The sequence below is a fragment of the Shewanella sp. MBTL60-007 genome (genome assembly GCF_019654915.1).
Lineage (GTDB): Bacteria > Pseudomonadota > Gammaproteobacteria > Enterobacterales > Shewanellaceae > Shewanella.
In genome coordinates this window covers 1-15253 of the sequence record NZ_BPET01000063.1, presented here as the reverse complement: position 1 = coordinate 15253, position 15253 = coordinate 1, and the positions used below count along the sequence as shown (strand labels likewise).

The 15253-nt window shown below is 45.3% G+C and carries 12 protein-coding genes; 8 read left to right on the top strand and 4 right to left on the bottom strand.

Features of this window, described 5'->3' with window-relative positions:
* Positions 1-41: 41 nt before the first annotated feature.
* On the top strand, positions 42-1754 hold the full coding sequence (narQ, locus tag K5Q92_RS20015) for a nitrate/nitrite two-component system sensor histidine kinase NarQ (protein WP_220770635.1): 1713 nt from the start codon (positions 42-44) through the stop codon (positions 1752-1754).
* A gap of 91 nt (positions 1755-1845) precedes the next feature.
* Positions 1846-2475 (top strand): response regulator, encoded by a 630-nt coding sequence (locus K5Q92_RS20010; RefSeq protein WP_220770634.1) that lies wholly within the window; start codon positions 1846-1848, stop codon positions 2473-2475.
* Between the two features lie 97 nt (positions 2476-2572).
* Here K5Q92_RS20010 and K5Q92_RS20005 read toward each other — a convergent pair whose 3' ends face one another.
* Positions 2573-2944, bottom strand: coding sequence for a YacL family protein (locus tag K5Q92_RS20005; RefSeq protein WP_220770633.1), 372 nt, complete (start codon positions 2942-2944; stop codon positions 2573-2575).
* 182 nt (positions 2945-3126) lie between these two features.
* On the opposite strand from K5Q92_RS20005, the gene K5Q92_RS20000 reads away from it, so the two are divergent.
* Positions 3127-4452, top strand: a complete 1326-nt coding sequence (locus tag K5Q92_RS20000; protein WP_220770632.1) for a phosphatase PAP2 family protein — start codon at positions 3127-3129, stop codon at positions 4450-4452.
* Positions 4453-4521: 69 nt separating this feature from the next.
* Here K5Q92_RS20000 and fkpA read toward each other — a convergent pair whose 3' ends face one another.
* The gene (fkpA, locus tag K5Q92_RS19995) at positions 4522-5289 is read right to left on the bottom strand and encodes an FKBP-type peptidyl-prolyl cis-trans isomerase (RefSeq protein ID WP_220770631.1); all 768 of its coding nucleotides are present in this window, start codon (positions 5287-5289) and stop codon (positions 4522-4524) included.
* 453 nt (positions 5290-5742) lie between these two features.
* On the opposite strand from fkpA, the gene K5Q92_RS19990 reads away from it, so the two are divergent.
* The 5 genes from K5Q92_RS19990 (at position 5743) to K5Q92_RS19970 (ending at position 11763) form a co-directional block, all read left to right on the top strand.
* Positions 5743-5955: a SlyX family protein gene (locus K5Q92_RS19990; protein ID WP_220770630.1), complete on the top strand. Its 213-nt coding sequence runs from the start codon at positions 5743-5745 to the stop codon at positions 5953-5955.
* Positions 5956-6281: 326 nt separating this feature from the next.
* The gene (locus tag K5Q92_RS19985; RefSeq protein ID WP_220770629.1) at positions 6282-7649 is read left to right on the top strand and encodes a COG3014 family protein; all 1368 of its coding nucleotides are present in this window, start codon (positions 6282-6284) and stop codon (positions 7647-7649) included.
* A gap of 23 nt (positions 7650-7672) precedes the next feature.
* A complete protein-coding gene (gene lpoB / locus K5Q92_RS19980; RefSeq protein ID WP_220770628.1) occupies positions 7673-8266 on the top strand; it encodes a penicillin-binding protein activator LpoB in 594 nt (197 codons plus the stop codon).
* A gap of 269 nt (positions 8267-8535) precedes the next feature.
* The gene (gene pepN / locus K5Q92_RS19975) at positions 8536-11187 is read left to right on the top strand and encodes an aminopeptidase N (protein WP_220770627.1); all 2652 of its coding nucleotides are present in this window, start codon (positions 8536-8538) and stop codon (positions 11185-11187) included.
* 363 nt (positions 11188-11550) lie between these two features.
* Positions 11551-11763, top strand: coding sequence for a hypothetical protein (locus K5Q92_RS19970; RefSeq protein ID WP_220770626.1), 213 nt, complete (start codon positions 11551-11553; stop codon positions 11761-11763).
* A gap of 252 nt (positions 11764-12015) precedes the next feature.
* Here K5Q92_RS19970 and K5Q92_RS19965 read toward each other — a convergent pair whose 3' ends face one another.
* Together K5Q92_RS19965 and K5Q92_RS19960 are read right to left on the bottom strand one after the other, a co-directional pair.
* Positions 12016-12576, bottom strand: a complete 561-nt coding sequence (locus K5Q92_RS19965; protein WP_220770625.1) for a phosphoribosyltransferase — start codon at positions 12574-12576, stop codon at positions 12016-12018.
* Positions 12577-13054: 478 nt separating this feature from the next.
* Positions 13055-14824: an alkaline phosphatase gene (locus K5Q92_RS19960; protein WP_220770624.1), complete on the bottom strand. Its 1770-nt coding sequence runs from the start codon at positions 14822-14824 to the stop codon at positions 13055-13057.
* Positions 14825-15253: the final 429 nt, after the last annotated feature.

The window sequence follows — 15253 nt, the reverse complement described above, 5'->3', positions numbered from 1 at the left end:
TATAAATTAATAGCTGTTAAATTCTATTACTGAGATTTGTTATGAAAAAAGGCAGGCTCACTTCGGCCATCTGGGGCTTTATGCTCACTCTCATTTTATTGTCGAGTGGCTTGGCTATTTTTGCCATCATCAACTTGTCCTATAGCCTTGGCGATGCCAGAGCAATTAACGCATCAGGCTCGCTTCGCATGCAGAGTTACCGACTGATGTTTTATGCAAACTCAGGTAGTGAAGAGGCTAAAAATAAGATAGAAGAGTTTGAAAACACCCTTAATTCTCCAGCACTTAGGCGCTCACTTAGTTGGTATACCCCAGATAATTTAAAAGAAAAGTACTTAACCGTTATCGATAAATGGCAGATCATGCGTTATTACATAGAGTCTGAGAATTCTCGTTTATATGCTGCAGCGTTAAAAGATTTTGTCGATACGATTGATCTCTTTGTACTAGAAACTGAGCAATATGCAGCCTTAAAGTTACGGTTTTTAGCCGTGAGCCAGATAACAGGTTTAGCCCTAATGTTATTAATTGCGTTCTTTACCGTAAGACTCGCAAAGCGCAAAGTTGTTAAACCGCTGCAACAATTGATGCAGGCGGCTGATACAATTTCACAAGGTAATTTTAATGTAGAAATGCCTAAAACAGAGTACCTAGAATTAAGTGCTTTAAGCACTGCTTTGGATTCGACGGTAAAAAAACTAGCCGGTGTTTATCAAGGTTTAGAAGAGCAGGTTCAGGAAAAAACCGTTGCATTAACCCGGGCTAACAATGAGCTAACCCTACTCTATGATAGTCTAGTCATGCTGCACTCCAGTAAGCTCGACGCCAACAGCCTAACCCAAGCACTCAACCAACTCCAGGCTCACGAGAGTGAGGCTCGCTTACGCTTAGTCATGGTACAAGATGGTGAAGTCAGCGATATTATTACAACTGACAACGCCCATGAATGGCCGCACCATAGCGACGATACCCAACAGTTCCCCTTAGAGTTTGAGGATAACAACTTAGGTTACTTAGAGGTACTTTCCACTAAGCCCTTTTCTTTTCAGCTACTGAACAACTTCGCCATCATGTTGGCTCGCTCTATGGTGATCTACAACGCCGGTGAACAACGACAGCAACTCGCTCTAATGGAAGAACGTGGCGTCATCGCCAGAGAATTGCATGACTCCCTTGGACAGCTACTCTCCTTCTTAAAAATTCAGGTTAACTTGTTATCCAAAGAACTGGATAAAACCTGTAAAAGCGAAACCGCAGCACTGCAACTACAAGAGATTAACGAAGGGGTCAATACCGCATATGTGCAATTAAGGGAGTTGCTATCAACCTTCAGGCTCACCATAAAAGACCCCAACCTAGGGCATGCGATTGAAGCCATGGTAGAACAACTACGTGGTCAGTCTGATGCTGAGATCACCCTAGACTATAAGTTACCAACACAATTATTAGGCGCAAACCAACATATTCATATTCTACAATTAACCCGCGAAGCGACTTTAAATGCGATTAAACACGCCAATGCCAAGCAAATTCATATTAGCTGCCAGAAGGTATCGAGTGATAAAGTGGTTATTAGTATCAGTGATGATGGTGTCGGCATCGAGGAACTGAAAGAAAGAGATCAACATTTTGGTCTTGGAATTATGCATGAACGCGCAAGTCGCCTTTCTGGTGTGGTAGAATTTAGCCAGAATAAAAAAGGAGGGGCAACAGTGACCCTTACCTTCCCACCTCAACAGGAAGAAAGTGAATAGATAAATACTTGATACACTGTTGATTTTATAGGTGATTAATGGATTTTCACCTTGTTAATTTGACGTATATACCTCAGCAGGAGGCCTTAAAATGGGAAAGCCCTATTCGGTTCTAGTAATTGATGATCACCCACTGCTACGGCGTGGGATCTGCCAGCTCGTTACCTCTGACTCTGATTTCACCCTATTTGGTGAGGCGGGTAGTGGTCTAGATGCGCTGTCAGCGGTGAGCGATGACGAGCCTGATATTATATTGCTCGATCTCAACATGAAGGGAATGACTGGCTTAGACACGCTGAATGCATTAAGGCAAGAGGGCGTCACCTCTCGTATCGTTATTTTAACGGTATCCGATGCTAAGCAAGACGTGATCCGCTTAATGAGAGCAGGTGCCGATGGTTACTTACTAAAAGACACCGAGCCAGACATACTGCTCGATATGCTCAAGAGTGCCATGCTCGGCCATAGGGTGATCAGTGATAACGTGCAAGAGTATCTGTCAGAACTCAACAGCTCGGTTAATGAGCAAGAGTGGATCGACAACCTTACCCCTAGAGAGTTAGAGATCCTGCAACACCTTGCCGAAGGCCAGAGCAACCGCATAGTGGCAGAGCAACTACACATTAGTGAAGGCACTGTTAAGGTACACGTGAAAAACTTACTGCGTAAAGCCAACGCTAAGTCACGCACTGAGATGGCGGTACGTTACCTAAATCAGTAATGATATTCGGTAGAAATAAAGTATTTAGAGCAAAAAGGCAGCTAAACGCTGCCTTTTTAGTACATTTCTGATGATAAAAAAATCTGAAGATCGGCAATCAATTTTCGTCTAAGAAACGTCGCCAGCTCACAAGCACCTCATAAAAGTCCTCTAAGCCACAAAAAGCTTCCGACTCGCCATCATAAAATGACATCGATTCATCTAACTCTTGATCATCATTATCTTCGATGTCGTTGGCAAAGACTCTCGCCTGCTCTCGGTCCAGCTCAAGGGACAGCGCCTTACCCACCAAACGCCACTCATTACCATGACCACTTTGTAAACGCTCAATTTGCTGACAGATCTCAACATATAATTCAGCATTATCTGCAAGCTCCTCCGACAACCAAAAACCCAGCGCCTCATGATCCATACTAAAACGGGCAAATACAGTATCGGTAATGGTATTGCGTAAAAATTCGTATTCCATAATTTGGCTCAAAATAAACATCACTCTCAAGGATCATTTTAACCCAATAAATGTGAGCTTGCGCCTAGAGTGAAACTAAAAATCTGATCTAATTGAAACTTAATCACAAACAATACACCTAAATAGATACAAATCGACACAAAGCATTACAATAAGCAAAAATAGCAACAAGGATGATAACGATGACACTAGGTACTTCGTCACTAAGATATTCTGCCGCTACAGCGCTTAGCATCACAATAGCCTGTTCACCCGCTTTGGCTCAAAGTGAGATTTTTGAAGGGCAATCTGGCACCATTTCAGACTTAGGTGATGTCGTACAAATAGCCCTACCCGCTGGTGCTCTCATCGGCAGCTTGTGGATAGGTGACACCGAAGGCGCTTGGCAACTAGCTAAAGGCGCTGCCGCAACAGGCATTATTACTCACACAATGAAATTTGGTTATGAGCGGCTTCGCCCAGATGGTAGCGAGAGCAATTCCTTCCCATCGGGTCATACCTCTGCGGCGTTTTCTGGCGCGGCCTATATACATCATAGATATGGTAACGCCTGGGGGATCCCCGCATACGCGGCTGCCACTTTTGTGGGCGCAAGCCGAGTCTGGGCTAACCGTCATTATGTTGATGACGTCTTGGCTGGCGGCTCCATTGCAGTATTTAGCAGTTTATATTTTACCGATCCCTACAACAGTTCAGATCTAGTTATAGTCCCCAGTTTTGGGGAAGATCATATTGGTTTGGCAATGAGCTACACGCCCGGATTAACCGGCCCTAAAAGCAAAAAACAGAACCAAAATGCCGAAATATGGGGTCAAAAAGAGCAGAAGCTAACGCGTAGCTACTCACTCTTAGTGGGAGGCTTTGATACCGAGAAGAACCAGATCAATGAAGTGGGTCAAGACAGCTTCGATCTTTATGACTTCAGCCGCGAATCCGAACCTAACACCTATGCAGCTGCGCAGTTACGTTGGGGGCTAGATCAATCCCAATACCTCTCATTTGGGTTTGCCCCAATGGAAGCACGCGACACCACGACATTAAAACAAGACATCAATTTTGGTGGAAAGCATTACCAAGCAGGCGCAGAAGTCATTTCAGCCTACCGCAACTGGATGCTCAGTACGGATTATGTCTACAAGCTACTAGTAAATAGCGACTGGGTTTTCGATGCCGGCATAGGAGTCAGCATTGTTGGACAGTCGATTCGCCTAGATAACATCAATGGTGAGAACTTAAGTGAACATGACGATCTATTTGTCACGCCAGCAGCTAGCATAGAGGCGGGTTATCATTTTACCGAGAGTCTCTCGACCACCATAGGGTATCGTATCTCAGGATTGTCCGACTTCGAGCAAGAAAGCCTCTGGTTAAGCTTAAATTATCAGTTAGACAAGCGTTGGGCGACCTCCCTATTTGCAGGGCAGATAAATCAAACTACCGATACCGATGATTACTACAACGATGCACAGTTCGACTATGCTGGATTTGCCGTTACCTACGCGTTTTAATACTAAAATCAAGCCAATAAAAAAGGACGCATATTGCGTCCTTTTTAGTTTAGTCGTTAACGACTAAAATTAGTGTGCGTGAGACGCATCAGCAGTTGGCGCATCGGCCTTTTGAATATCAAGCAACTCAACTTCAAATACCAGTGTAGAGTTGGCTGGGATACTACCTGTGTCACGGTCGCCGTAAGCAAGCTCAGCAGGGATCACAAACTTGTACTTAGAACCCACCGACATCAACTGAACGCCTTCAGTCCAACCAGGAATAACACGGTTAAGTGGGAAAGTAGCAGGCTCGCCACGAGCAACTGAACTATCAAATTCAGTACCGTCAGTTAGTGTACCCACATAATGAACTTTAACTGTGTCTTCAGCCGTTGGTTTGTCACCCGTGCCTTCGGTGATCACTTCATACTGTAGACCTGAATCTGTAGTCACTACGCCTTCTTTAGCCTTGTTAGCTTCTAAGAATGCTTTGCTCTCAGCTAGGCTCTTTTCTGCCAATGCAGCAGCCTGCGCCTGACGTTTCTCATTTAGCTTCTCATCAAGGCTTTGCAAAATAGTTTGCATCTCTTCTTGAGTCAGTTTCAGCTCACTGTTTAGACCTTCGCTAAAACCAGTAACAATTAAGCTTCTATCCACTTTTAGACCAAGTTCTTCTTGCTCTTTAATATGGCCAGCCATGTAAGTACCAATTGACGCACCAACGCTGTAAGCTTCTTTTTGGGCTTCTGTCTTTAATTCTACAGGAGCATCTACCGCTACAGCCTGCTCTTGATTACACGCTGTTAGGCCGACTACTGCTAGGGCCACTAGTGAATATTTATAAATCGATTTCATTAAAGCTTCCTCAGCATTTTTACGTGGTTAAACTAACCTTTATTTTTATTTAGGCGAACCACTCTATACTAGTTAAATAGGTTATTCCAATCTGATTGGTTAAAAGCGGCTCAGCTATTATTAACCACTCTTTTCCATTTAGACTTGTATCTGTTATCTGCACTTGCTGTGCAAATATAAGGATTTAGGCCCATTAACTTAGCAATGATTATCTCTATCGTCACCATAAAGACAGCAGAAATCGAAGCGAGTTCATTCACGAGTGCATCTGTTAATGCCTTTTTCAGGTTTCATTCAGCTTTATGAACATTTATTGTCCGCTTGCTTCGTCATTCTTTTAAAGAGCAAATTTCCATAAAGATGACTTGCCGTTGTATAATCAGCTAAACCAACCCTCTCTGACCGCTCTATTGAGCAGCCGAGACAGTGAAGCCCTATCCATCAGAGGTCAATTTGGATAATTTAGAAAATCGAGTCGAAGAGTTAGAGATGAAAATCGCCTTTCAAGACGGCACCATCGAAGAGCTCAACCTACAAGTTATCAAGCTCAACAATTTACTGGCATCTCAGCAGGAGCAGCTAAAGCTGCTTATTAATAAGCTACAGGCTGTCGAACCAAGCAATATGGCAAGTCAGGCAGAAGAAACGCCCCCTCCCCATTATTGATACACTCAATCATTAAGATGAGTAGATTTAATCGAGCGAAAAGAGTACAACTTAGCGTGTGCTTTTTAAGCATCTATTTAAGGTATTCATCTTATGTTCAGCTTTAAAGCGCTATAAAAGCCTTGATATAAACATCAAATATTGTAAGTTTTTATAAACACGCAATAAATGAGCTTTCACCTCTTATAATTATTGGAAGCAATCGATAAATTCAACCAAGCTTTAAACTAAGCGGGCTTTAAACTAAGTCGACTTAAACCTAAGCAGCCTAACCCACTGTTATCAAGGAAGGCGATGCAACTAGCGCAAACCAAAGAGACTCAGGTATGAGAAGTTTACTACTGCTTACGGTGATGATATTAAGTCTAAATGGCTGCGCATTTAACAGTATCTTTATCAATTACCCCTCTCAAATTGCCCCCGTAAAGGCTCAACTCAACTCGCCCACGCCACAAAATGCGGCCAAATTAGTCGAGGAAAAAATTGATGGTGCCGATGGTCTGCTCTATGCCCAAGAAGCGGGCAGAAGCGCCCAAATAGCTGGTAATTTCGATACCAGTAAAAGCTACTATCAGCAAGCAATCTCAGCCTACCGAGCATTCGATGACAAGGCCAAGATCAGCCTAAGTGATGCTGGGGCGACTGCCAGTAGCCTTTTCGTTAACGATAACGTTATTCCCTATCGCGGCCCCGGTTATGAGCGCATCATGCTGCACCAATATCAGGCGCTAAACTACCTATTTGCAGGCGACCCTCAAGGCGCGCTAGTAGAAGTACGCCGCAGTAATGAACTACAGAGCCAAGAGCAGGCTCGCTATCAAAGGTCGAATAAATCGGTACAAGCCATGGCAAACGGCACGATAGATGCTGAGATCGATAAGCTCAGTAAAGCGGCCGGCACAACCACCAGCTCCTTCTTAAATGCCTATAGCTATTATACAACGGGAATGTTACACGAGATCCTAGGCGAGCCCAATGATGCCTTTATCGACTACCGAAAGGCAGCACAGATCACCCCTAATAACCCTTACTTGCAAAAAGACTTAGTCAGGTTAGCAAAGCAGCTTGCTATGCCTCAGTACGATGAGTTTAAGCGCCGTTGGGGCGATGCGGTTTTACCCAATAAAGGTGACGGCCAAGTTATCATCATGCTAGAGCGTGGCTTCGTACCTGAGAAACAGAGTTTCACCGTGCCTTTTACCATTAAGGGGAATTGGCAGACAGCCTCCTTAGCCACCTATTACCCCAATAGACAACCAGTGAAACAGGGACAGGTGCAAGGTCTAGGCACTGTGCTAAAAACCGCGCCCATCGCCAACATCGATGCCCTCGCTATTACCGCTCTCAAAGAGGAGCTTCCGGCTGCACTCGTTAGACAGGCCGCGCGGATCTATGCCAAGTCAGAAATGGCTCAGAGCGTCGAAAGTGAGACAAAGAAGCGCAATAATGATATCGATTACGCCTCTATTGCCATGCAAATTTTTAATGTGGTTAGCGAGCAGGCTGATAGACGTAGCTGGTTAACCTTACCAGAGCAGGCACAGATCGCTCGCTCATATGTAAAGCCCGGCAGTTATTCACTAATGCTAGACAATAATCCAGCCGATCCCATCGAAGTAAAGAGTGGACGTACAACCTTAGTCTGGGTAATTGATACTGGTAATTACACCCGTTTTTATTCAATAATCATTTAGCAATCACTTGTATGGAACTTACTATGAAACATTTAAAAGTCGTTTTTATCCTTGCAGCGGTAATAGGTTTATCTGCCTGCCAATCTAAAGTCGAATACGGTGATGCCACTGAAGTGGAAACCGTTAACGAAAACTTCGGCTCAACTGACCTTCAAGCTATTGCCGCTAAGATGGTCGACAGCATGCTGACTTTCCCACCCGTTGTGGCTATGACGGCGAATGATCGTCCAATCATCTTCGTTGATAAGATCAAGAACAAGACTTCTGAGCATATCGACACCGAATCGGTAACCGATTCGATCAGCAACAAGCTACTACGCTCGGGTAAGTTCCGCTTTATCGACATGACTAAGGTAGATGCTGTGCGCAAGCAACTAGACTACCAGAACAACTCAGGCATGGTTGACCCATCTACAGCAATTAACTTCGGTCGTCAGATCGGTGCTCAGTACATGTTATACGGCAACCTTTCTAGCATCGTGAAGCAAGATGGCAGCACCAAAGATGTTTACTACAAGATGACCATGCGCCTAATGGATCTAGAGACAGGCCTAATCGAATGGTCTGATGAAAAAGAGATCCGTAAGGTTAAGTCTAAGTCTTTCTTAGGCCTATAATTCTCTAAAGAATGCCCCTCCATTAAATAAGCCAGCAGTACGCTGGCTTTTTAATGCGCTCATTGAGTCGTTAGCATTGCGACAAAAATGACGCATTTTATTGCTTCTGCGACAACTCGAAATAAGGTAACTTATGCCGCTTGTGCTATGGTTCCTTGGGTTGATAGTTGTTGTCATAATACCGAACAGTATCAGGCCGAAATCAGGCTAGCGTTTAAATAGAATAATAAGGGCTAAAGCCCGCTGAGTTTAATATTAAGGAAGTTGTTTTGAAGTTGCTGCACACAGGTTTTGCCGCCGCACTATGTTGTTCTTTGATCGCCACCAATGTTAGTAGTAAAGAGTTGAGTGGCCAACGTGATGCAACTCCTTATATTAGCCAGCAAGTAGCCGCAGCCCGCACCGAGCGAATTTCTGATGTGGAATATGAACTCGACTTTACCCTGAGCGAGCAGCAGTTTAGCGCCATCAGCACTGTCAACTTCGAACTCAGCGACACCAGACAGCCGTTGAGCTTAGACCTTAATCAAGCCCAAATAAACAGTTTCACCATTAACGGCAAGAAGGTCTACCCCAACTACAACAACAGCTATATCACACTCAATCCACGTTTGTTAAACCGTGGCAGCAACACTATCGAGGTGCAATTCACTCGCAACTACAGTAGTAATGGCGAAGGGTTACACCGCTTCGTCGACCCGGTCGATAACAAAGTATATCTCTACTCTCATTTTGAACCTGCTGCCGCCCAGCAGATGTTTGCCCTATTCGATCAGCCAGACCTTAAAGCAACATACACCCTATCGGTAACCGCGCCCAAAAGCTGGACAGTGATCAGCGCCATGAGAGAAACTTCGGTAATCGAGCAGGGGGAGCAGCGCCGATGGGTATTTCCTGAGTCGCCTAAGCTAAGCCCCTACAATTTCTCAATGCATGCAGGCCCCTACCATGAGTGGCAAGACAGCTCTGGCAAATATCCGCTACGCCTATTTGCCAGACAGTCTGTGGCAAAGCAGGTGGATGAAAAAGATTGGTTTAACTACACCCAGCAGGGGTTAACCTTCTTCGATAACTACTTTGGGATCCCCTATCCATTTAACAAATACGATCAAGTGTTAGTACCAGACTTTCTCTATGGCGCCATGGAGAACGCAGCCGCAATCACCTATAGCGAAAGCCACTTTCTAACAAATACTCAAATGACAGCCAGCGAGAAGCAGCATCTAGCAAGCGTTATCATGCATGAGATGGCGCACCAATGGTTTGGCAACTTAGTCACCATGAAGTGGTGGAATGGTCTATGGTTAAATGAGAGCTTTGCTTCTTTTATGGGGACACTCGCTACCAGCCAGATCGACGAATTTAGCCATGCTTGGCGCAGCTTCTACGCTAAAAACAAACAAGATGCTTATCATCAAGACAGCTTAGCCAGCACGCACCCTATCGAGGTTCCTGTCGCGAGCAGCCAAAATGCCTTCGATAACATCGATGCCATCACCTACTCCAAGGGCGCATCGACACTGAAACAGCTCAACCACCTGCTAGGCGAGAAAACCTTCCAAAAGGGAGTGCAAAACTACTTAACTCAGTACAGCTACCAGAACGCCGAGTTAAAAGACTTTATCACCAGCCTTGAGCAGGTCTCAAAACGAGACTTAAGCCAATGGAGCCAAGACTGGCTGCATAATGCTGGCGTCAACACACTACAAGCGGAATATAGTTGCAGCAACGGCCGTATTAGCGCCTTTAGCCTAAAACAAACTGCACCAAGGGGCTTACCCACCTTACGAGAGCAGAAAGTGCAACTAGGACTGTTCACCCAAGGTCGAAACCGCTTGTATCACAACATTAGTGTGCCCGTCATTTATAGCGGTGCAACCACCGAAGTAAGCAAAGTTATCGGCCTACACTGCCCCGCACTCGTTTATCCAAATTACCAAGACTGGGGTTTTGTTAAAGTGACCCTAGACCCGACCTCATTTAACACGGCACGGACCTATCTCGCCTCCGTTGATGACCCTTTTTTGCGCTCCATGCTGTGGCAAAGCCTGTGGGACAGCGTTGAAAGCGGGGAACAATCCTTAAATGATTACATAGGCACAGTACTGGTTAACTTGCCCGGCGAGCGAGATCTCACCATCTTAGATCAGGTATTAACCAGCTTATCTAACGCGCGCATCTATTTAGATAAGATGGCACCTATCAATCAACACTATGCCAAAAAAGCGATAAGAGCTATTGAACAGATGAGCCTGAGAAAGGTGATGGTCAACAAGGGCAACCGCGACATTCAGCGTCGCTGGTTTGCAGTCTATATCGAGTTTGCCAGAAGCAACGATGCCCTCAACCATATCGATGCACTCCTCAAGCAAACCGCAAGCATAAAAGGCGTTGAGATCGACCAAGCACTACGCTGGAAGATGATAGTTCAACTCAATCGCTTTAATCACCGCAACAGCCGTTACTGGCTCAATAAAGAGCGTGCAAAGGATAATTCTGATGCCGGCCAAAAATCGGCATTGGCCGCAGAGGTTATTCGCCCTGAAACCTCGAATAAAGACAGGTGGTTAAAGCGAATTCAACAACCAACACATCTGCCATTTGCTAAGGTACGCACCGTGATGGAAAACCTTTACCCAAGTGAGCAGAAAATGCTTAGCGCCGCAACTGCAGAGCAGCGTCTCGACTCACTTGCCAAGTTAGACACGAGTAGAGGCCCTGTTTTTATGCGCAGCTATAACGAGTCACTGATCCCCACTGATTGCAGCTATGGCAATGCGAATCGATTACAACAGCTTATTAGTTCAGTAGAGTCAGGCCAAACACAAAAGCCATTATCAGATACAAGCCTACGAGCCCTTAAAGAGGCTCTGCAATATGAGCAAAAGTGCTTATTGATTAAATCTAAGATGAAGCATTAGCGCTAAGAGAAGGTTCTAGGTTCTAGGTTCTAGGAAAATGCTAAGACGGTAAAAGACGGAAAGGCAAGACCGGACAAGCAGGAAAAGCAAAGAGCAAAGAGCAAAGAGCAAAGAGCAAAGAGCAAAGAGCAAAGCATCGTAATGTCCACTTCTTTGATTCCCGCTCTTGCTATCTTTTCCGTAAGCGCAGCGTTCCGTAAGTGACGCAGTCACGTTCCCTAGGCCGCAGGCCGTTCGCTGTTACCATCTTTGCTCTCCCTACAACCTGCTTTTTCTATCTTCTCCGTCTTTGCCTTCCTAGGACCTGCTTTTTCGCTTTTGCCGCTATACTTGAGTAGCACTTTACTCATCAAGGAGTTACATATGGGGCCCTTCTCGGTTGCCGCACTGGCTATCATCGGCGTTTTTACTATCGCCGCTTTAAAGGAATACAACAAACACAAAGGTCGGGTCGAACTCGATGAGCTAGTGAGTGTTAAGGCCGAGCTAGAAAAACTCAGAGAGCGTGTCGCTACCCTAGAAAAACTCGTCACAGATAAGTCATACCAGCTAAAAGATGAGATTGATAAGCTTTAGGTTCTAGGTTCTAGGTTCTAGGTTCTAGGTTCTAGGTTCTAGGTTCTAGGTTCTAGGAAAATGCTAAGACGGTAAAAGCCGAAAATGCAAAGACGAGAAAAGCCGGGAAAGCAAAAGGTAAAGCTTCATGCTTTTGCTGTTCCTAGCAGGGGGAAGCCCGTCCTCGCAGCGAAGCTGCCCTAAGTCATAGGCCCTTCTTTTGAAACAAAAAAAGCCACCTATCGGTGGCTTTTAAATGAATTCTCAAACGATCTATACAAACAGGTCTTTAATATTTTTCAGATCACCTTTGCCTTCGGCAAGCTCTTCAGCAGACAAACCAGAAACTTCGTGCGGGAACACTAACCACTCATCAGACTCATGGATAAAGTAGTCAGGCTTTAATGGCACAGCTGTATTTTGTGGCTTGTAGTATGGGCAAGCGATACGTACATCTTTTGGCATATTCAAGCGCATCAAATCACTTAAATTCTCCATTAACGCATGGATACTGCGGCCTGAGTCAAACACATCATCGACAATCAATAGACCATCACCAGCGTTAGCATTTTCAACGATATAATGCAGCCCGTGCACCTTGATCTGCTTACTCTGCTGGTTGATGCCATAGTAAGACGAGGTACGCACTGCGATATGGTCTGTTTCAACTTTCTTAAAGTCGAAAAATTCCTGAACTGCAATACCGATTGGAGCGCCACCACGCCAAATACCCACGATAAACTGTGGACGGAAGCCACTTTCATAAACTTGTGCCGCTAAACGAAAAGAATCTTCTAGCAACTCCTGTGCGGTAATAAAGCGTTTCTCTGACATCTGACCGTCCCCATTTTGTTATTAATATCTGAAATTAGTCTTATAGCTGCCGCTGCACTACTGAAATTGACCTCTTTTACTTAATCTAAATCCTAAGTAAAACGAGCCCTTACTCTATCGACTAAACACTCTGATGAGGAGTATTTAATATAAAGGGTAGGTCAAAATAGTTTAGCGTAAAGTTATAAAAAGGTCGGTGATGACATCAATCCCAAGATCTAGAATAGTGCCCAGTAAATCATAAAATTTATTTACTGCTCAAAGTCTAAGCACCCACCGGATTTTGGTGGCGAATTCTATACTAAAATAGTCATGATTGCTGCAAAAAAGCCGAAAACTTACCTCCTAATCACTAAAAAATTAAGGCAACCTCATTAGGTTGCCTTGGTATTAAATCTAAACAACGAAAATCCCCTGAGCTGAAAGCAGCGATGCAATAGCTTACTCTCAGCCAGTCTCGGCTCAATCAGTCCAGCCGCTACTCAGTGACAGCGCTTAAAGAGGGAGTACCAGCCTTAGTGGTCATAGAGAAGTTTCTCTCGATATCCTCTTTAAAGTCACGCGTGTAGATGGTGTCGACATAGCGCCAGTCACTACGCACCTCTTGATGGCTAAAGGTGAGAGTCATCAAGCCACGGTTCATCAAGTTCGCATAGGCAAGATTATCGACCAGATCGATAATTGCCGCCTCCGTTGCGGGAATATCTTTAGCATCGATACCAAGATAGTACTCTAGACCTGGTGATGATACCGAGCTAGTCGCAAACTCGACGCCTACGGCATCACCCGCTGCGTCTTTTAGCTCATTCGCCCATGCGTTATGGGTATCACCGGCAATCACCACTAGGTTCTTCGCCTGTGATTTAGCCGTTGCCAAAATCACCTCTCGCTCATAAGCATAACCATCCCAAGCATCCAAGTTATACGGGATCGATGGCAGCTGTAGTAACGCCATCGCCTCAGGCGTAAGCTTATGCCCGTAGAAAGATAGATACTTAAGCTCATCTTCAGTCAGTGTTGGGTCGCCCGCCGCTTTTCGTGCAGCAAACTGAGCGAGTGCAGCCAACTGCCCAAACTCAGGGATCGACAACTGTTGAGTAGCAATTGCCGCAGGCAACATCATCTTCCCCATCAATACCTGCTGCCCTAATACTTGCCAAGTTGCCGTTGAGGTGAGTAACGCCGTCTGCAACCAGGCCTGCTGTTCTTGACCAAGCATGGTTCTATTGGTATCGGTTACATCCGCCATGAAACGAGTGCTATCTAGCCCACCCGTTGCGGGGTCAATATATTCGGCGTAGTCCAGCGGCTTATCTCGCCCAAGCAGACGGGTATCGAGCATATGCAGATCGACCAAGTCACCAAACTGGAATGAGCGATAGATCTCCTCATGGTTGCCTTCGCGCCATGGTCGGATGGGGAGCCACTCGAAGTAAGCTTGCAGCGCCGCCTCTTTACGGGCATCGAAGTCCCCTTCGCCTTCGTTATGATTCTCAGCCCCTTCACGCCAGCTATCATTGGCGACCTCATGGTCATCCCACACGTTAATAAATGGCGTCTTACCATGAAGCTTCTGCAAGCTGATATCACTGCGATACTGGCCGTAACGAGTGCGATAATCGTCTAGACTCATTAACTCGCCCTCGGGCAAGACTTCACGCCCAAGCTCGGCGGCACGTTCGCTGGCATACTCACCGCGCGCATACTCATAGATATAATCGCCTAAGTGGATCACCGCATCGAGGTCATCCATTCTTGATGCCATCTCATACACATTAAAATATCCTGCTGGAAAATTCGCACAGGAGAGCACCGCAAATTTGGCACTATCTATAGACCCCTTTGGCAAGGTTTTTGTCATCCCGGATTGAGAGGTTTTGTTGCCAGTTTTAAAGCGATAAAAATACTGGGTGCCAGCCTCAAGCCCCATAGCATCAACTTTAACGGTATAGTCACGGTCGCTATTAGTAATAGTGTCACCACTGACCACCAGCTGAGCAAAGCTCGCATCAGTGGCCACTTCCCAAGCCACTTTAATATCACCATCAACTTCTGGGGTGACTCGAGTCCAAATAATCACTGCGTCATGGCTAGGATCACCGCTGGCAAGCCCATGTAAAAACTCGGCGTAAATCCCCTTGTCATCATCGTCACTGCTACAGCCCATTAAGCCATAAGATACAACGGCAGCGCCCACGCCTTTAGCCGACATAGCTAAAAAGTCTCTACGAGTTACAGGTCGTTTCATTGTTATTATTCCTTTAATATTGGCATTCTAGTTTTACTAGTGTGGTACGAGGTCTAATCAGCTCGAATACTAAAACACAACCATGACATGAAAAAGACAATAATGTAAACAACTTGTTAAGCACAAAAAGTAGGTTCTAGGGAAAGCTGAGAAAGGCCGGAAAGGCTGAGACGGTAAGAGCAGAGACGGATAAAGCCGGAAAAGATAAAGCGGAAAATCAAAAGATAACAACTTGGAGCCTTTGGCTTTTGCTTTCCTTGCAGGGCTTCAGCCCGTCCTCGAAGCGAAGCGTCCTAGGCCCTTTTCTTAATGTAGGTCGGCATTTATGCCGTCAAAACTGGCGAATAAACTGTAAGGTTGATGGGCTAAAGCCCAACCTACATAAAAAACACTGCGCCAGCTTTTGATTGTATAGCAGGACGAAGTCCG